14 protein-coding genes and 1 pseudogene are annotated in these 18,576 nt (G+C 73.3%); 8 read left to right on the forward strand and 7 right to left on the reverse strand.

All coding sequences use genetic code 11. The features are described from left to right. The first annotated feature begins 195 nt into the window (after window positions 1-195). Window positions 196-2,340 carry a choline BCCT transporter BetT gene (gene betT / locus PWG71_RS24675; RefSeq protein WP_274812382.1) on the forward strand — a complete coding sequence of 715 codons (2,145 nt, stop codon included), beginning with the start codon at window positions 196-198 and terminating at the stop codon, window positions 2,338-2,340. 636 nt (window positions 2,341-2,976) lie between these two features. On the opposite strand, the gene PWG71_RS24680 is transcribed toward betT, so the two are convergent. Further along, a complete protein-coding gene (locus tag PWG71_RS24680; protein WP_274812383.1) occupies window positions 2,977-4,344 on the reverse strand; it encodes a hypothetical protein in 1,368 nt (455 codons plus the stop codon). Between the two features lie 570 nt (window positions 4,345-4,914). On the opposite strand from PWG71_RS24680, the gene PWG71_RS24685 reads away from it, so the two are divergent. The 5 genes and pseudogenes from PWG71_RS24685 to PWG71_RS24705 all read left to right on the forward strand — a co-directional run. Then, entirely contained in the window at window positions 4,915-6,441 is a 1,527-nt protein-coding gene (locus PWG71_RS24685; RefSeq protein ID WP_446725097.1) for an ABC transporter substrate-binding protein, read from the forward strand. Further along, entirely contained in the window at window positions 6,438-8,258 is a 1,821-nt protein-coding gene (locus tag PWG71_RS24690; RefSeq protein ID WP_274812385.1) for an ABC transporter permease subunit, read from the forward strand. The genes PWG71_RS24685 and PWG71_RS24690 overlap by 4 nt, the downstream gene beginning before the upstream one ends. Beyond that, window positions 8,255-9,271 carry an ABC transporter ATP-binding protein gene (locus PWG71_RS24695; protein ID WP_274812386.1) on the forward strand — a complete coding sequence of 339 codons (1,017 nt, stop codon included), beginning with the start codon at window positions 8,255-8,257 and terminating at the stop codon, window positions 9,269-9,271. The genes PWG71_RS24690 and PWG71_RS24695 overlap by 4 nt, the downstream gene beginning before the upstream one ends. Before the next feature lie 8 nt (window positions 9,272-9,279). After that, window positions 9,280-10,116 carry an ABC transporter ATP-binding protein gene (locus PWG71_RS24700; RefSeq protein ID WP_274812387.1) on the forward strand — a complete coding sequence of 279 codons (837 nt, stop codon included), beginning with the start codon at window positions 9,280-9,282 and terminating at the stop codon, window positions 10,114-10,116. An 89-nt stretch (window positions 10,117-10,205) separates the two neighbouring features. Further along, window positions 10,206-11,273, forward strand: a pseudogene (locus tag PWG71_RS24705) (MFS transporter); the annotation flags it as partial. Window positions 11,274-11,302: 29 nt separating this feature from the next. Here the strand turns inward: PWG71_RS24705 and PWG71_RS24710 are convergent. Together PWG71_RS24710 and PWG71_RS24715 are read right to left on the reverse strand one after the other, a co-directional pair. Next, window positions 11,303-12,733, reverse strand: coding sequence for an acyl-CoA synthetase (locus PWG71_RS24710; RefSeq protein WP_274812389.1), 1,431 nt, complete (start codon window positions 12,731-12,733; stop codon window positions 11,303-11,305). A gap of 168 nt (window positions 12,734-12,901) precedes the next feature. Continuing rightward, window positions 12,902-13,579, reverse strand: a complete 678-nt coding sequence (locus PWG71_RS24715; RefSeq protein WP_274812390.1) for a helix-turn-helix domain-containing protein — start codon at window positions 13,577-13,579, stop codon at window positions 12,902-12,904. A 769-nt stretch (window positions 13,580-14,348) separates the two neighbouring features. Here PWG71_RS24715 and PWG71_RS24725 point away from each other — a divergent pair. Beyond that, window positions 14,349-15,023 (forward strand): P-type ATPase, encoded by a 675-nt coding sequence (locus tag PWG71_RS24725; protein ID WP_274812391.1) that lies wholly within the window; start codon window positions 14,349-14,351, stop codon window positions 15,021-15,023. Between the two features lie 39 nt (window positions 15,024-15,062). Here the strand turns inward: PWG71_RS24725 and PWG71_RS24730 are convergent, their stop codons facing one another. From PWG71_RS24730 to PWG71_RS24745, 4 genes are all read right to left on the reverse strand, one after another. Then, entirely contained in the window at window positions 15,063-15,515 is a 453-nt protein-coding gene (locus tag PWG71_RS24730; protein WP_274812392.1) for a hypothetical protein, read from the reverse strand. Then, the gene (locus PWG71_RS24735) at window positions 15,512-15,979 is read right to left on the reverse strand and encodes a hypothetical protein (RefSeq protein WP_274812393.1); all 468 of its coding nucleotides are present in this window, start codon (window positions 15,977-15,979) and stop codon (window positions 15,512-15,514) included. Before PWG71_RS24735 ends, PWG71_RS24730 begins: the two co-directional genes overlap by 4 nt. A gap of 26 nt (window positions 15,980-16,005) precedes the next feature. After that, window positions 16,006-16,248, reverse strand: coding sequence for a helix-turn-helix domain-containing protein (locus PWG71_RS24740; RefSeq protein WP_274812394.1), 243 nt, complete (start codon window positions 16,246-16,248; stop codon window positions 16,006-16,008). A gap of 456 nt (window positions 16,249-16,704) precedes the next feature. Continuing rightward, window positions 16,705-17,466, reverse strand: a complete 762-nt coding sequence (locus tag PWG71_RS24745; protein WP_274812395.1) for an SDR family NAD(P)-dependent oxidoreductase — start codon at window positions 17,464-17,466, stop codon at window positions 16,705-16,707. Between the two features lie 196 nt (window positions 17,467-17,662). Here PWG71_RS24745 and PWG71_RS24750 point away from each other — a divergent pair, with 196 nt between their 5' ends. Then, complete coding sequence (locus tag PWG71_RS24750; RefSeq protein ID WP_274812435.1) at window positions 17,663-18,241, forward strand: TetR/AcrR family transcriptional regulator; 579 nt, start codon at window positions 17,663-17,665, stop codon at window positions 18,239-18,241. The last annotated feature ends 335 nt before the right edge of the window (window positions 18,242-18,576 follow it).

Raw genomic sequence — 18,576 nt, forward strand, 5'->3', positions numbered from 1 at the left:
GCCGGCCTCGCGGCGTCGAGACGGCACCTGGGTGGGCGCCGGACAGGGCCGCGCGGTCCGCGCCGACGCCGCGCGCTCCCGAGCGCGGTGCCCGGCCGCGGTCGCGGAAGGTCCCCGACCCCCTCCTCGACGCCCCCGTCACCGCCGCCCGCGGGGAGCCACCACCGGCAACCGCAGGAACGAGAGGTGAGATCGGTGGCCACCGATGACGGAGGACGGGATCGTCAGGAGGGCGCGGCGAACCCGCGGACGCCGGCGGACCCGGAGAGGACCGAGCCCGGACGGAGCCGGCTCAAACCGACCGTGTTCTTCGGCTCGTCGATCCTGATCCTCGCACTCTCGATCTGGGCGATCATCACTCCGACGGGCGCCGAGTACGTCATCGGCACCGTCGTGGGGTGGATCAGCCAGGTGTTCGGCTGGTACTACTTCCTCGCCGCCACCCTGTACCTGGGGTTCGTGGTGTTCGTCGCGGTCTCCCGGTACGGCACCATCAAGCTCGGCCCCCAGCACTCCCGGCCGGACTACGGGGTGTTCGCGTGGTCCGCGATGCTGTTCGCGGCGGGGATCGGCATCGATCTGATGTTCTTCTCCGTGGCCGGTCCGGTCACCCACTACCTGGCCCCTCCCGAGGGCGACGCGCAGACCGTCGAGGCGGCGCGGCAGGGCGTGGTGTGGACGCTCTTCCACTACGGCATCACCGGGTGGGCGATGTACGCGCTGATGGGCATGGCCCTCGGCTACTTCTCGTTCCGCTACCACCTCCCCCTGGCCATCCGCTCGGCCCTGTATCCGCTGATCGGCAAGCGCATCCACGGCCGCATCGGTGACGCGGTCGACCTGGCGGCCATCATCGGCACGATCTTCGGCATCTCCGTGTCGCTGGGCATCGGCGTCGTCCAGCTCAACTACGGGCTGAACTTCCTCTTCGGCATCCCCGAGGGGACGGCGGCGCAGATCGGCCTGATCCTCATCGCCGTGCTCGTGGCCACGGTGTCGGCCGTTGCGGGCGTCGACCGGGGCATCCGGCGGCTGTCCCAGCTCAACGTCGTGCTCGCCATCGTCCTGATGCTCTACGTGCTGGTCTTCGAGAATCCCGTCCAACTGCTCAACGCCCTCGTGCTGAACATCGGCGACTACGTCAGCCGGTTCCCCTCGATGACGCTGAACACCTTCGCCTACGACCCGCCGATCGCCTGGCTCAACGACTGGACGCTGTTCTTCTGGGCCTGGTGGGTCGCGTGGGCGCCCTTCGTCGGGCTCTTCCTGGCCAGGATCTCGCGGGGCCGCACCATCCGGCAGTTCGTGGCGGCGACCCTGGTGGTCCCGCTGCTGTACACGCTGACGTTCCTGTCGGTCTTCGGCAACAGCGCCCTGAGCATCGTGCGCCAGGGCGACCTGGCGTTCGGGGAGCTCGCCATGAACGAACCCGAACGGGGGTTCTACACACTGCTCACGCAGTACCCGGGCGTGCTGTTCAGCGCCGGACTCGCGACGGTCGTCGGCCTGCTCCTCTACGTCACCTCGGCCGACTCCGGCGCGCTGGTGATGGGCAACCTCAGCTCCCACCTGCCGACGCCGATCACCGACGCGCCGGCGTGGCTGCGCGTCTTCTGGGCGTCGGCGACCGGCCTGCTCACCCTCGCCATGCTCCTGGTCGGCGGGTTGGACACGCTGACCAGCGCGACCATCATCATGGGGCTACCGTTCTCGTTCGTGATGCTCCTGATCATCTGGGGGCTGTACAAGGCGCTGCGGATCGAGAGGTTCCGGCAGGACGCGTTCCGGACGACCCTGTCGTCCTCGCTGTCGGACCGGACCGCGATCGACCGCCGGGGCACGGAGCGCAACTGGCGCCAGCGGATCGCGAGGGCGGTGAGCTTCCCCGGCAAGCGTGCGGCCACCAGGTTCGTCCGGGAGGTGTGCCGCCCCGCGTTCGAGGACGTCGCCGAAGGGCTGCGCGACCAGGGCGCGGAGGCGTCGGTGACCGAGGTGGCCGACGAGGAGGTCGGGATCCCGCACCTGGAACTGAGGGTGCCGGTGGGCTCCGAGGAGGAGTTCACCTACCGGGTGTGGCCGATCGTGGTCCCCACCCCGGCGTTCGCCATGCGCTCGCTCGCCGAGCACGACACCTACGTGCGCTTCGAGGTCTACCTCACCGAGGGCAGCCAGGGCTACGACGTGATGGGCTACACCAAGGAGCAGCTCATCGGGAACATCCTCGACGAGTACGAGCGGCACCTGGAGTTCCTGCGCCTGCACCGGGACGCGCAGGCCCGCTCGGCCATGCCCGGCCACGGGCCCGGTACGGCCGACGCCCAGGCCGAGGAGGGGTCGTGAGGACGTTCCCGCGGTCCACGCACCCGATCGCGCCGTGGTGAGGGTTCGACCCCCGCGCACCGTTTCGGCCTTCCGTCGGGGGGAGCGGACCGCGTGTGGGCCGAAAGGACGAGGCGTACTCGGGAAGGGGACACGACCGGCTCCACCGGGCAGGCGGCGATGACGGCGCGCGCGTAGCCCTCGCTCTGCGCCGCCCCGGGTGGACGCGGTGCGTTCCGTCTCCGCCGGCGGGGTGGACGAGCAGTGGTCGTCGGCGCGTCCTGGTGCGGGGGCCGCCCGGCGATCAGCGTCCGGGCGGGCGGCACCCCGTCCCAGGACCGGCTGCCGCCGGCACGACCCGGAGCCCTCCGGCGAGCGGACCTGTCCGCCGAACGCACGCCCATGGCCGCGAACCGACCCCGCATCGCCCCGCGCGAGCCGTCCGCCACGGCGGACCGGCGCGGTTCCGTCAGCGGTCCGAGGCCGCCGTCGACACGCTGGAAGGGCGGCACGGCGGACGCGCACCGACAGGTGCGCGTCCGCACCGGGCGAGGCCCTCTCGCCGGGGCCGCGGCGATCAGGCGCGACCGGGAGACCGGCGCACCCGTGGAGCGGTCCCCGACCGCCCACGATCACCGAGGCCCCCGGCCCCGATCATCAGGAGGCGGGTGTGCCCGTGACCGTCTCCCGTCCGACCCGTTCGGGGCTTCGGGGGGCCGGTACGCCTTCGGGCGCGTTCGGGCCGGTCAGCTGTTCGGGCGCGGGCACCTCGTTGGCGTCCATGCCGTAGCCGACCGCGCGGATCCCTCCGTCGGCTCCCTCGACGCCGCGCCGCCCGTCCGGGGACGGAGCGGACGCGTCGAACCCGTCCGCGAGTGCGGGGGACCCGGAGAACGTGCCGCTGTCGTCCACGATGGCGTAGCGCAGCCCCGCCTTGAACGTCACCACGTTCTTCTCGTCGTCCGAGCAGAAGGTGTGGTCGGGGTCGTCGCGCACCACGTAGATCACGTGCTTCTCGGCGTACATGGCCGTGACGCGGCCGGCGGCGGCGTTCCCGTCCACCTGCACCGACTGCTGCTGCATCTCGGTGTTCGCGAAGGAGCGCGAGTAGCCCAGGGTCGTCGTCACCGACCCGCTCACCTTGACGCCGACGCCCTCCACCGACACACCGGCCTCGAAGCCCACCGTGATGCCGACGCTCTTGCTGTAGGTACGGGTCTGGGTGTCGGTGACGCCCCAGGAGACGGTCTGCCCCATGTGGCCGTCCTTGCTGCTGCCGCGCAGGTCCAGCGCGGCCACCAGCGTGTAGGAGCGGCGGCGGCGCAGGGTGTAGGTGGGCGAGTTCTCGACGATCCAGGCCCGGGACTTGGTGCGGTCGTCGACCGCCACGCAGGGTACGAGGACCTCGCGGTCGATGATCGCGTTCTGCTCCTGGGGGATGTCGTCGGGGTCCGTGATCCTGGGGCGGGCCAGGTTCCCACCCCGGGTGACGGGGAGGGGCAGGTTGAGCACGTAGACCTGACCCGGGTCCTTCCCGATGGGGAGCCCCATCATGTTCAGTCCGCAGAACCAGAACCCCGGATCGGGGGCGATCAGGACGCTGTCCTTCTCCAGGGTCTGCCGGGGCCGCTTGGTGCGCAGCAGCTCGAAGATCATTCCGTGGTCCACCGCGACGCTGTACTTGTCGCCGGGCACCGCGTAGTCGACGCCGTCGATGGTCTCCTTGACGCAGGCCAGGTGTTCCTTGGGCACGCGCTTGAGCCAGGAGAACTGGTGGTCCGGCGCGTCGGAGAAGGCGTGGTAGCCGGCGGGCGGGACGACCCGGTGGCCCCAGTCGAGCTTGTGCCAGTCCTGGGCCGGTCGGACCGCCCCGCTGGAGGGGTCGGTGGACCTGATCCAGGTGGTGATCCCCTTGGTGTCGATGCTTCCGGTCAGTGCGTAGTAGTTCTCGTTGGGACGGGCGGTCTCACCGGTGGAGAAGATCGCGGTGATCTCCCCGAACACGCATTCCTTGGAGTAGGGCATGGGCCTCTTCCTGTGGTGCCGGGGGCGCGGCGCCCGGCCGGGCCGATCGGCGTGCAAGGCCGGGCGCCGTGCCCCGTCTGCCAGGGCGTTGTGTGCCGACAGGGGGCAGAACCGCGTACGCGACGCCGACACCGCCATGGTCTCCGCGGCGGGCGGGATCGCGCCGGCGCCGCGCGGTTCCCTCCGCGGATCGCCGCACGCCGGGTGCCCACGTGCGGAGGACACGGGACAAAGGCCCGCCGAAGCGAGGGACCGGTTACCCGGGTTAGGGGACACCCGTAACGCGTACGAAGGGGGCCCGCCCACGGGCGGCGGGTGTGATCACGTCGGGGCGGTCTCGACGGCCGGGCACACCGGTGTGCCGCGTCATGCCCGCGAACCGCGCGCACCGGCCCCACCCGTCCGGCCCCACCCGTCCGGCCCCACCCGTCCGGGCCGGGCGGGGCCGGCGGGATGTGACCGACGTGCGCGCGGACGTGACCGGGCCCACGGGGCTCCGTGTCGCGATAATGAAAACGATTATCGTAATATGTCCTGATCAGGCACGACGTGTCCACGCCGTGATCCCCCATGCCCCGACCCCCGTACGCCCCGACCGGAAGAACCTCCGTGCACCCTCACAGATCCGCCCTCTCCGCCTGCCTCGCCGTGGCCTCGGCCCTGGCGGTGGCCGGCTGCCTGCCCGACGGCGGCGCCGACGCCGCCGACGACGGGCGCATCTCGATCGCGATGATGCAGCCTCCCCGGTCGTCCCTCTCCCCGCTGAGCGACGACGCCTTCAAGCTCTCCCGCTGGAGCACCGCCGAGACCCTCGTCACCCTCGACGAGGACGGCGACCCGCTTCCGGGCCTGGCCACCGAATGGTCCTCGGCCGACGACACGACCTGGACGTTCACCGTCCGGGACGGGGTGACCTTCCACGACGGCACGGAGCTCACCGCCGCCGTGGCCGCCCACTCCCTGGAGTACGCCGCCCGGGCCACGCCCGCGCCGCGCATCCTCGACGGCCTGGCACTGGAGATCGACGCGGAGGGCGACACGCTCACCGTCACCGCCGAGCGGGAGGACCCCCTGCTGCCCCAGCGGCTCTCCTCGCCGCAACTGTCGATCCTCGCCGAGAGCGCCTACTCCGGCGACACGGTCAGCCCCGTCGGCACCGGATCGGGTCCCTTCGAGCTGGTCGAGGTCGACGGCACCACCTCCGCCCGCCTGGACCGCTACGACGGTTACTGGGGAGAACCCGCCCTGGCCGCCGGCATCGACGTGACCTTCGTGCCCGACGGCACCGCCCGCGCCGCCGCCCTGCGCACCGGCGAGGCCGACATCGTCGAGTCCGTGCCCACCTCCCAGGCCTCGCTCCTGGACCCGGACACCCTCACCGAGGTGCCGATGCCGCGCACCAACACCCTCTACCTCAACACCGAGGAGGGTCCCTTCACCGACCCCGCGCTGCGCGCCGCCGTCCGCGCGGCCATCGACCCCCGGGCCCTGGTGGACGGCGTCTACGAGGGACGCGCCGACGTCGCCGAAGGCCTCCTCGGCCCCGCCCTGCCCTGGTCCGCCGAGCGCCCCGAACGCGATGAGCCCACCCCCACCGGCGACCCCGACGGGACGGCCATCACCCTGGCCACCTTCACCGACCGCGCCGAACTGCCCGAGGTCGCCACCGTGCTGGAACAGCAGCTGGAGGACGCCGGCTTCGAGGTGCGACAGGTCGTGCGCGAGTACGCCGACATCGAGGAGGACGCCCTCGCCGGAGAGTTCGACGCGTTCGTCCTCTCCCGGGCGACCGTGCTCGACTCCGGGGACCCCGCCGCCTACATGACCAGCGACTTCTCCTGCGAGGGGTCCTTCAACATCGCCCGACTGTGCGACGAGGACGTGGACGCCGCCCTGTCGGAGGCCGAGAAGGCGCCCGTGGGCGACGAGCGCCGCGCCGCGATCCTGGCCGCCGAGGCCGCGATCCTGGACACCGACGCCGCCATCCCGATGCTGCACGAACGCGTCATCCAGGGGGACGCGACCCACGTCGCGGACTCCGCCAAGGACCCCCGCGAACGCCTGCTCGTCACCCCGCTCACCCACCTGACCCCGTGACCGCCGCACACACCGGCGCCCGAGCCGCCCGGTGGGCGACGCCCGTCGTCTCCCGCCTCGCCGCGCTGACGCTCATCACCGTCGTCATCGGACTGCTGCCCTGGCTGTCCGGTCGCGACCCCGCCCTGGCGGTGCTGCGCGCCCGCTTCGCCGAACGCGAACCCACCGAGGAGGCGCTGGCGGCGATCCGGGCGGACCTGGGCCTGGACGCCGGACCCTGGGTGATGCTCGCCCACTGGCTCCACGGGGCCGCGCTCGGCGACCTCGGCCACTCCTGGGTCTCCGGCGCGCCCGTCCTGCCCGCCGTCGTCTCGGCGATGGGCGTCTCGCTCACGGTCATGGCGGCCGCGCTCGCCGTCGCGCTCCTCACCGCGACGGCGCTGTGCGCGCCCACCCTGGTCCGGGGGGCGCGCGGCACCCTGCGCCCGGGGGCCTCGGGCGGCGGGGCCGCCGCGGCGATGTTCACGGCCCTGCCCGAGTTCCTCATCGCCATCCTGCTCATGCTCGTGCTGTCGGTGTGGGCGGGGCTGCTCCCGCCCTACGGCTGGCGGGAACCGGTGCACCTGGTGCTCCCGGCCCTGGCGCTGGGCGTCCCCGCCGGCGGACTGCTGGGCCGGCTCGTCGACGACGCGCTGCCCGCCGTGTACGCCGAACGCTGGGTGCCCCTGTGGCGGGCCTCGGGGTGCGCGCCGGGGCTGATCGCCCTGGCGGTGCTGCGCCGGGCCACCCCCGCGCTCGTCCCCCAGCTCGGCATGGTCGCCATCGGCCTGCTCGGGGGCGCGGTGGCGGTGGAGACCATCTTCACCGTCCCCGGCATCGGCCGCACCGCACTGGGCGCCGTGCGGGCCCAGGACCTGCCGATGGTCCAGGGGTCGGTGCTCGCCCTGGTGCTCCTGGGCATGGCGGCCGGTCTGCTCGCGCAGAGCGCCCGCCTGCGCATGCTGGGACCGGGCCTGCGCGCGGCGGCCCTGGCCCCGCCGCCGCCGAGCACCGACGCGGCGGGCGCGGTCCGCCGGGCGATCCCCTGGGCGTGCGCGACCCTGCTCCTGACGGTGATCCTCTGGGGCCTGACCCGCGACGCGATGACCGTCCAGGTGGCCGAGCGGCTCGCGGCCCCCTCCTGGGCGCATCCGCTGGGCACCGACGGGGTCGGCCGCGACGTCCTGGCCCGCCTGGGCCACGGCGCCCTCACCACCGTCGGCGTCGCCGCCCTGGTGTGCCTGGCGGGTCTGCTCATCGCGGTGCCGATCGGATTCCTCCCGGGACTGTCGGCGGGCCTCGCCGAAACGGCCAACGCCCTGCCCCCGGTGATCGCGGGCATCCTGGTGGCCGCCGTGCTCGGCCCCGGGCAGTCGGGCGCCGCCCTGGCCGTGGCCCTGGTCACCTGGCCCCCGTTGGCCGCCCACACCGCCGCCCTGGTCCAGGAGACGCGCGCGGCGACCCACCTGACCGCCCAGCGCGCCCTGGGCGCCGACGCCCGCTGGATCCTGCTGCGGCACGTCCTGCCCTCGGTGCTGGGACCGGTCGCCAGGAACGCGGTGCTGCGCCTGCCGGGCACCGCCCTGGCCCTGGCCTCCCTGGGCTTCCTCGGACTGGGCGCACAGCCGCCCTCCGCCGAATGGGGGGCGAGCCTGTCGGAGTCCCTGCCCTACGTGGAACGGGCCCCCCTGGCGGCCCTGGCCCCCACCGCCATGCTCCTGCTCCTGGCCGCGTTCGCGGTCTCCGCCTCCACGCTCCCGCCGCGCACCCGGACCGGCCCGGGGCGGCGGACCCCCGCACCGGCCGGGGCGACGACACCGGAAGGGACGGCCCGATGACCGATCGACCCCTGCTGTCGGTCCGCGACCTGCGGGTCACCCTGCGCGGACGGGGCGGGACACCGGTCCACGCCGTGCGCGGCCTGTCCTTCGACGTCCGGCCCGGCGAGGTCCTCGGCCTGGTGGGCGAGTCCGGTGCCGGGAAGTCCATCACCGCGCACACGGTCCTGGGCATGGCGCCCCACGGCGCGACCGTCGGCGGCAGCGTCGACCTGGACGGCCGGGAACTGGTCGGCGCCTCACCGGCCGTCCTCCGGTCCCTGCGCGGCGGCCGCATGGCCCTGATCCCCCAGAACGCGCTCAGCGCGCTCAGCCCCGTCCACACCGTGGGCGGACAGCTCGTCCGCGCGCTGCGCTCGAACCGGAGGATGGGCCGGGCCAGGGCGTGGCGGCTGGCGGTGGAGGCCCTGGACCGGGCCGGGATCCCCGACGCCGCCCGGCGCGCCCGGGCCCACCCCCACGAGTTCTCCGGCGGCATGCGCCAGCGGGCGGTCATCGCGATGGCCACCGTCAACGAGCCCGACCTCGTGTTCGCCGACGAGCCCACCACCGCGCTCGACCCCGTCATGCAGGCCCACGTGCTCGACCGGCTCCGCGAACTGCGCGAGCGGACCGGCACCGCGATCGTCCTCATCACCCACGACCTGGGCGTGGTCGGCGGATACGCCGACCGGACGGTGGTCGTGTACGCCGGACGTCACGTCGAGTCGGGCCCGGCGGTGCCGGTCCTCACCGCTCCCCGCGCCCCCTACACCGCGGGCCTGGTCGCGTCCCTGCCGCCGCTGGAGGCGACCGACCGCCGGCTCCCCACCATCGAGGGCACACCGCCCGCCCCGGAGTCGCCGCCGGGCGGCTGCGCCTTCGCCCCCCGCTGCCCCCACGTCCGAGAGGTCTGCCGGACGGAGGAACCCGTACCGCTCCCCGTCGGCGAACCCGGACGGCTGGTCTCCTGCCACCGTCTGGCGGACCTGCCCGACCCACTGACCCACCCGTTCGCGCCGACCCCGCGATGAGGACCACCATGGACGACCCGAACGACCCCGCCCCGGTGCCGCTGCTCCGGGTGCGCGACCTCGTGGTGCGCCACCCCGGCCCCACCCGGCGTTCCGCGCCGCTGACCGCCGTCGACGGCGTCTCCTTCGACGTGCACGCCGGAGAGACGCTCGCCCTGGTCGGCGAATCCGGATGCGGCAAGACCAGCGCGGCCACCGCCGTCCTGGGCCTGCGCCGCCCCGACGCCGGGTCCGTGCGCTTCGAGGGCGCCGAGCTCACCACCCTGGGCGAGGCCGGACTGCGCGCCCTGCGGCCCGCCTTCCAGCCCGTCCTCCAGGACCCCTACGGTTCGCTCAGCCCGCGCCTGCGGGTGCGCGACGCCGTCGCCGAACCCCTGCGGATCCACGGCCGCTGGGAGCGCGCGACCGGCCCCGACCGGGTGGACGCGCTCCTGGGGAAGGTGGGACTCGACCCCGCCCACGGCGACCGGTTCCCGCACGAGCTGTCCGGCGGACAGTGCCAGCGCGTCGGCATCGCCCGCGCGCTGGCCTGCGAACCGAGACTGCTGGTACTGGACGAACCCGTCTCCGCCCTGGACCCCTCGGTGCGCGCCGGCGTCCTCAACCTGCTCACCGGACTCCAGGACGAGCTGGGCCTGGGCTACCTGTTCATCTGCCACGACCTCCCCCTCGCGCGGCACATCGCCCACCGCGTCGCCGTCATGCGCCAGGGGAGGATCGTGGAGACCGGACCCGCGCGCCGTGTCCTGACCGACCCCGAACACCCGTACACGCGTGAACTCGTGCGGGCGGTCCCGTCGATCCACGGAGCGGCCTCCGAGTCGTCGCTCCCGGCCACGCCGTGACCCCCGCTCCGGCGTCCCGGCGCGCTCCGGGCCCGCTGCCCCTGCTGTTGATCGGGTCCCAGTGCGCGTTCAACATCGGCTTCTTCGCGGTGCTCCCGTACCTGGCCGATCACCTCGGCGGCGCGCTCGGCCTCGCGGGGTGGCTGGTCGGCCTGGTCCTGGGTCTGCGGACCTTCAGCCAACAGGGGCTGTTCGTCGTCGGGGGCGCGCTCACCGACCGGTTCGGGCCGCGTCCGGTCGTGCTGGTCGGCTGCGCGCTGCGCGTGGTCGGGTTCTGCCTGCTCGGCTTCGCCGAGGCGACGGGCGCGGTCATCGCCTCGGTGCTGCTCATCGGTTTCGCCGCCGCGCTGTTCTCCCCGGCGGTCGAGACGGAGATCGCCCGCCAGGCCGTCGAGCACGAACGCCGCACCGGCATCCCCCGGACCCGGATGCTCGGATGGTTCTCCGTCGCGGGGCAGGCCGGAACCCTCGTCGGCCCGCTGCTGGGGATCCTCCTTCTCTCCGGCGGGTTCCGGACGGCCTGCCTGGTCGGGGCGGCCGTCTTCGTCCTGGTGCTGGTCGGGCACCTGTTCCTGATGCCCCCTGGAGCGCCCGAGCCGCGCGCCACCGAGCCCGGGGACACGCGCCCGCCGACGGCGGTCGACCGCCGCTTCGTGGGCCTGTGCCTGGTCTACGGCGGCTACCTCCTGGCCTACAACCAGCTCTACCTGGCACTGCCCGGAGAGGTGGAGCGGGTCACCGGCTCCCAGACGGCCCTGGGCTGGCTGCTCGCCTGGTCGTCGGCGCTCTACGTCGCCGCGCAGTTCCCCCTGCTGCGCTGGGCCACCGTCCGCCTGAGCCGCCGGGTGACCCTGGTGTCCGGGCTGGTGCTGATCGCGCTGGGGTTCGTCGCCGTCGCCGTGCCGATCGCGGTCGACGCCTCACCGGGGCTGCTGCCCGCGGCGGTGTTCGTCACCGCGCTCACCCTGGGCCAGGCCCTCATCGTGCCCACGGTCCGGGCCTGGGTCCCCGACCTGGTCGAGGACCGTCGGCTGGGCCTGTTCACCGGAGTCCTGTCCTCGGTGTCCGGCCTGGTGGTCCTGCTGGGCGGCGTACCCGTCGGCGCGCTCCTGGACCTCGGCGGCCCGCTCGTGTGGTTCCTCCTGGCCCTGGTGACGCTGGCCGCGGCGGTCATGGTCCCCCGGGATCAGGAGCCCAGCGCCCGCTTGAGGACCTTGCCCATGTCGTTGCGGGGCAGGGAGTCGACCACGCGCAACCGGCGGGGCCGCTTGTGGGGCGCCAGCTCGGCGGCCACCAGGTCCGACAGCTCCGCCAACGACGGGGCCTGACCGCGCGGCACCACCCAGGCCACGACCCGTTCGCCCAGATCCGGGTCCGGTTCCCCGGTCACCGCCGCCTCCGCCACCGCGGGGTGGGCCAACAGCACGTTCTCGATCTCCCCGGCGCCGATCTTGTACCCGGCGCTCTTGATCAGGTCCGTGCTCCTGCGGCCCACGATGCGCACCGACCCGTCGGCCTCCCGGACGGCCATGTCCCCGGTCCGGAACCAGCCGTCGGAGGTCATCGCCTCGGCGGTGGCCTCCGGCCGGTTCAGGTAACCGTCGAACAGGTTCGGTCCGCGCACCTGGATCTCGCCCACCGCCTCGGGGTCGCCCGGCGGCATCGGCGTCCCGTCCTCCTCGACCAGCCGCAGCCCCACCCCCGGCAGCGGGGTGCCCACCCCGCCCGGCCGGGAGCCGTCGCCCGGCCGGACGGAGGTGTTCATCAACGTCTCCGACATCCCGTACCGCTCGATCACCCGGTGCCCGGTGGCCGCCGTCAACCGATCGTGGTCGGGCCGCGGCAGCGCCGCCGAACCCGAGACCAGCAGCCGCGCCCCCGCCAACGCCTCGACCAGGGCCGGATCCTCGTCGACGGCCAGCGCCAACCGGTGGTACATGGTGGGCACACCGAACAGCAGCGTCCCTCCCCCGGACAGGGCCTCGGTGATCGCCGCGACCTCGAACCGGCCCGGGTGGCGCAGCGTCCCGCCTCGGCGCAGCGGGCCGAGCACCCCCAGCACCAGACCGTGCACGTGGAACAGGGGGAGGGCGTGCACCAGCACGTCGTCGGCCGTCCACGACCAGACCTCGGCGAGCGCGTCCAGGGTCGAGACGATCGCCCGACGCGACAGCGGCACGCCCTTGGGGGCGCCGGTCGTCCCGGAGGTGTAGACGATCAGCGCGGTGGCCTCGTCGTCGACCTCCCGGACGAAGGGCGCCACGGCCGGGGCGGGGGAGGCGTCCACGTCGATCCTGGGCAGGTCGCGCACCACCTCCGGTGGTTCCGCGCCGGGCGGGGCCAGCAGCAGATCGGGGGCGCTGTCGCCGATGACGTGCGCCGACTCGCGCTCACCCGAACGCGGGTTCAGCGGCACCGCCGCCGCCCCGGCCAGGACCGCCGCGGTGACCGCCACACAGGTCTCCGGGGTCGGTACGGCCCACACGGCGACCCGGCCGCCCGCAGGCAGGTCGGCGGCCAGTCGGGAGGCGGCCGACGCCAGCCCCCGGTAGGACAGGGAGCGGTCACCGAAGACCAGGGCGGGCCGATCGACGGGATCGGTGACGAACGGGAGCACGGGCGGAGTCCTTCCCGGTGGCGGCGGGGGAGCACCCCCATCTCTACCGCATCCGAGGACCCGCGTCCCTCCCGCCCCGGCCCCCCGGGAACACGCACCGGACGCGGGACCGGGACCGGCGCGGATTCCCCCTCCCCGTCCCCGGGGAACACGTTCCCCCCGCGGTGATCACAGCGAGCGGCCGGACAGCCGCCGCCCGGTGATCTCGATGGCGGTCACCCGCACGTGGACGCCGTCCTCCCGGTCCACCCACGTCGCCAGCGGCAACCCCGCGCGCAGCACGGCCTCCTCGTCGGGGTCGCGCACCACCCGCCCCCTGCCGGCGATCAGCACGCTCCACCCCTCGCTCAGGGTCTCGTCGATCCGATCCACCTGGAAGGACACCGGGCCCTCCACGTGGGAGGAGATGACCCCCTCTCGCGCGGTGCGGAACAGGACCCCGTCGCCGTCCCAGACGTAGGTCACCGGAAGCACGGTCGGCGCGGTGACCCCACCGGTGCCGAAGGCGATCCGACCGATCCCGCCCGGGGAGATGAGCTCCTCGCACTCACTCCGCGACAGCACGCGCAGGTCGTGGTGCGGAAAGGCGGTGACCACCGCGCCCGGCGGAAGCCCCGAGGCCGAGCCCAGCAGATCGTCCGGCGAGGTGCGCAGGGCCAGCGCCAACCGATAGAGCGCCGAGCGGGTCAACACCGGTGGATGCTCCTCCAGATAGGCCACGTACCCCGGATCCATCCCGGCGCGCATGGCCACGTCCTCCTGGCTCAATCCCAGTTCCGTCCTCCGGTGCACCACCCGTCGGCAGAAATCCCCGCCGGGCGCCCCGGAACCGTGTGCGCTCTCCATGTCCCCTCCGAACCCCGACCGTGCGCACGGCCGGTACGAACCTCCCCCGGACCCTCCAGTGTTCGTCCCCGTCCCGGTCTTCGGCAAGGGGCTCACGGCGTGTTCCGCGACCCGGTCCCGGGATCGACCCCGACCACGAACCCGAACCCCCCGCGCGTTCCGGCCTCCACACCGGCGAAGACGGCCTCCACCACGGCGGCCCGACCGGGGGGCGACCCCCGGTCGGCGCGCCGACTCCAGGAACGGGGCGGGATCAGGTTCGCCGGCCAGGCCCGGTCGGGCGGTGTGCATCCGGGCGGTGTCGGTGACCACCCCGTCCACGTCGGACGGCACCGCTTCGACACGGTCGGGCCAGAGCACCGGGTCGGTCTCGGACACGGGCGATCGCCTCCTCGGCGCGCGGCGTTCCCGGCCTCCCAGACCATGCCGGGGAGAGCCCGGTGTCAAGGGTCCTCCGACTCCGGGCCGTTCCGGGATCCGTGATGTCCCGGCAGGTCGGAGCGGGTGCTCGGTGATGTCGGACCGGGGACTTTCGACCCGCCCGGATTCGGCCCTCCGACCCCGGGGGCCGGGATGGTCGATCACCGAGGGTGGGGGCGGGGCCTGCGGACGGCGGGTCCGCGCTCCCGGACGGTGACGCCCTTATGGCCGGAACGACCCACCACGGGGGCTCCGCGCGCGACCCCGGGACCCGCGCACGCGGCGCGGACGTCACCCGGCACTCCCTCACCCCGGGGGAGTGCCGGGGCGGACCCGGACTCCGGTCCCGATGGCCCCTCTCCGGCCGAGGCCGCCGCCCGTCGCGGCCCGAACCGGTCGCCCCCTCCCGGGGGCGCGGTCCTTTCGTCCGTTTCCCGGCACGGTTCCACAACGTCCTCGTCTTCTTCCCGCTCTGCGCCACGGTCCTGACCGAGCGCGCCTCCATGGCCCGCTCCGGGACACCGGTGGTCGCCGGCCGGGCCACCGGCGCCGACACGCGCATCGGCGGGATCAGTGGTCTGGTCGGCGGGGTGCGCGCCCTCGTCACCCCCTACCGCGTCAGATCAACGGGTTCGGCAGGGCGGTCACCCCGGCCGCGGCCGTCGGCGGCGCGCTCCTGTTCGCCTTCGCCGTCCCGGTGCGCGACGTCGCCCTGGTGGAGGCCCTCGTCGCCGTGGTGGCGCTCGCGGTCTCCATCATCTCCGAGGGGCTGCCCGCCGTCATCACCATCACCCCGGCCATCGGTGTGCGCGGGATGGCGGCGCGCCGGGCCCTCATCCGGAGCCCGCCCGCCGTGGAGACCCTCGGTGCCACCTCGGTGATCCGCTCCGACAGGACCGGCACCCTGCCCCGCAGCGGGATCGGTGCGCTGGTGGTGGCACCGGGCGCTCCGGTGTCGCCCCTGTCGGAGGTCGAGAAGCTCGTCGTCCGCAGGTTCGGGATCCTCCCCGAACCGCGCTCCTGAGGGGGACGGGGACCGCCCCCGCGTGTCCCCGTCCCCCCGTCAGCCCCTGCGGTAGGAGGCCAGCCGCCGTTCGAAGAACGGGTCCACCGGGTGGGCGGCGTACCGGGAGCGATCCTCCACCGTCAACAACATGCGGGGATCGGGTGACAGCAACGCCGTCACGGCCACCGCGAACGTCTCCGGGGACAGGAGCGTCTCCGCGCCCAGGACGAGGGGGACGCGGGCATCCTCCCTCCGGTGGCTCCACCCCCGCAGTTCGTTCCAGAAGAGCGTCAGGGGACGGGTCCCCCCGGTCGGGCCCACGCTGACGCGGGCGCTGCGGACCTCGTGCCGCTGCATGTGGCACTCGGGGAAGTGGAGAAGGGGCGCGTCGCTGAGGTCCTTGCGCAGCCGGTCCGCGCACGCCCGTACGTAGGCGTGGTGATTGAGGGGCCAGGGGGTGGTGTTGGCATCGGGATAGACCAGCCCGCCGCCGCTCCGAGCCGTGGTCATGGTGTCCTCCTCTCGTGGTCGGGCCCCGTGCGGGGGTACACGCCTCGGCCGGTGTGCAGGACGGTGAACAGCACCGTGACGGGGAAACCGGAGGAGAACCCCCGGACGGTGGTGATGCGCTCGCGCCCGTTGCCGCGTTCGCGTCGTGACTCCCGTTCCCGGGCCAGGAGGGACCGCCATCGCGCCACGACACCGTCGGGGCCGGAGAGGGCGGCCGCCGCGTCTTCGCCGCCGGCCGAGTCGCGTCCGGTCACGATCGTGTAATGGACGATGATCCGGCCGTCGGTGTCGGTGACGCAGGTGGTCAGCCCCGGCCACAGTCCCGGTTCGCGTTCGAGGACCGCCGCGATGTGCCGGGCCGTGGCCATGATCTTGCGGGGTCCGCTCACGAGAGGGGGCTCACCCGAGGGTGGCGCGAGGGGCCGGTTCCTGAACCGGGGGGTGTCGATTCGAAGGGCGCTCATACGGATTCTCCTTTCGTGGATTCCGTTCACCTTGGTGATTCGCCGACTTCGTAAGATTCCAGTCGGGCTTTCTCCACGTAACGGTTCAACGATTCGCAGGTGATCCGACGAATCCACTTCTTGGGGCCGACCTTCACCGATTCGAGCTCGTGTGTGTAGCAGAGTTCGTAGACGACCCGTTCTGAGATGTCCAGTATTTCTGCGGCTTTCCGCACGCTCACCAGAAGCTTCGGAAGTTCTGTGACGGGGGTTTCCAGCTGCTGTGTCATGAGGGTGAATGTAGCAACGAGGTTCGAGGTGCTACAAGGTGGAGGTCCTGGGTTTTTTGCGGCGTATGTGATTGTTCAGGACTTTAGTCTCATGGGGAAAAAATATGGTGACGAGCGCAAGCCTCTGCGAGCCTTTGTCGGTCTCGCATCGTAAAATCAAAGAAAAAAACAGTGTGATCTTGTTTTACCTTGGGGGTCCTTCCGGCCCGGTCGCTCACGGTGATCGCCGGTGGGTGGAAAGGGGCGGCGCGAATGCGCCGGCCCACGAGGCGCGGCCTCTCTCCGAACATGGAGGGACGGGGCTCACGGCTTGCGTTCCGCGCGCGAAGACCCGGAGGAGCCGATCGGGGGCGCGGGACCGGTCGTCGAGGCACGTGTCCGCCTCGGCGGGATCCGCCTTCCGGAGGGCGCGCGAAGGTCCCGGCCCTCTCCGAGGGCCGGGACCCGAGAGCGGTCTCAGACGGCGGCCCAGCCGTTGTCGACGGGCAGGATCGCGCCGTTGACGTTGCTCGCGGCGTCCGAGGCCAGGAACACGATGGCGGCGGCCTGCTCCTTCGCGTCGGCCACGCGTCCGATGTTCTGCGCGTACCGCCCCAGCGCCGTGGGGCCGTCCACGCTCGTGGGCGTGCCGATGGAGATGTCGGTGGCGGTGCCGCCGGGCGCGATCGCGTTCACGCGGATGCCGTGGTCGCGGTACATGACCGCGGTCGACTTCACCAGGCCCATGACGCCGTGCTTGGAGACGGTGTAGGCGGTCCCCGAGGCGCCGCCGCGCAGGGAGGCCTCCGACGCGGTGAACACGATCGATCCGTGTCCCTGCGCCCTCATGTGCGGGAGCGCGGCGCGGGTGAGCAGGAACGGCGCGGTGAGGTTGATCCGGATCAGCCGCTCCCACGTCTCGTCGGTGACGTCGGCCGTCGCCGACATGTCGTCCATGATCCCGGCGTTGTTGACCAGGACGTCGACACCGCCCAGAACGTCCAGGGCGGTGCGGATCACCTCGTCGACGACCTCGGGCGATCCCAGGTCGCCGACGACCGCCCCGGCCGTCACCCCGGCCGCGCGGGCCTCCTCGGCCGCGGCGAGCGCCTTGGTCCCGTTGATGTCGGCCACCAGGACCGAGGCGCCCTCGGCGGCGAAGGCCAGGACGGCGGCGCGGCCGATCCCGGAGCCGCCCCCGGTGACGATGACCTTCTTCCCCTTGAGACCCGTTTCCATCGTCGTCCTCTCGTGTGCTCGCTGACGGCCGTCCTCGGCCGACCCTGTCATCGTATGTCTTTTTGTCGCTAAGTGACATTTTGTCCATGGAGGCTTGGTGGGCCTAGGCTGGAGGTCTCCGAGGGCTGAGGGAACGGTGGGGGCGATGACGACGGCCGAGCGGACCACGGGCACCGGCGCCAAGGGACGCCCGCCCATGACCGAGAGGCGCAAACGGATCGTTCGGCTCCAGATCGCCCGCGCGGCCGTGGAGTTGTTCGCGGAGAAGGGCGTCGCGGGGACGACGGGGGACGACATCGCCCACGCCATCGGCATCTCCACCCGGACCCTGTGGCGCTACTTCCCGAACAAGGAGGGCTGCGTGCGCCCGCTGCTCACCAGCGGACTGGAGGAGATGGCGGCCGAGCTGCGCGGCTGGCCGAGGGGGGAGTCGCTCGTCGACCACCTCGACCGCAGCGGCCTGTTCGGTCAGGACGGCGGGCAGGTGGTGGAACCGGTGGCGTCACTGATCCGGATGACCGGTGAGGAGCCCGCGCTCATGGCGGTGTGGCTGGACGTGCACCGGGCGGCGGAAGGGGTCTTCGCGGAGATCCTCGCCGACCGGCGGGGGGTCGGACCGGACGACTTCGCCGTGCGGGTCCGGGCGGCGGCGCTCAACGCGGCCCTGCGCGCGGCCGCCGAGGAGCAGGCCCTGCGGGGCGCGGACGGCCCTCCCATGGGGGCGCTGCTGCGTTCGGCGCTGGTGGCCCTGGAAGAGGGCTTCGGTCCCGCCTGAGTCCCTGGCCGGGTTCCCCCTCGCCTCCCGCGCGGGCCCACCGCGGTGCGGATCGCCGACGCGAAGGGGTGCCCGGCATCGGGGTCCTCCCGCACGTCCGCCGGCCGCCGGATCCGCTCCCCTTCCCGGCCGGAACGGTGCCGGGCCCGACCACCCCCGGCTCCCAACGGCACCTGCGCCGCGCGGCGGCGAGAGTCACGCAGGACTGACGAGGCGCGGACCGGCGCGGCGCCGGGCGGAGCGGAGTTCCGTCCCCGACCGGTCGTCCCCTGCCGACACCGAAGGGGCCGGGAACGACCGGTGGAGGCTCCGCGAGGTCGGACCGCCACGGACGA

Source organism: Nocardiopsis sp. N85, from assembly GCF_028882275.1.
In the GTDB taxonomy this organism is placed as follows: Bacteria; Actinomycetota; Actinomycetes; order Streptosporangiales; family Streptosporangiaceae; genus Nocardiopsis; species Nocardiopsis lambiniae.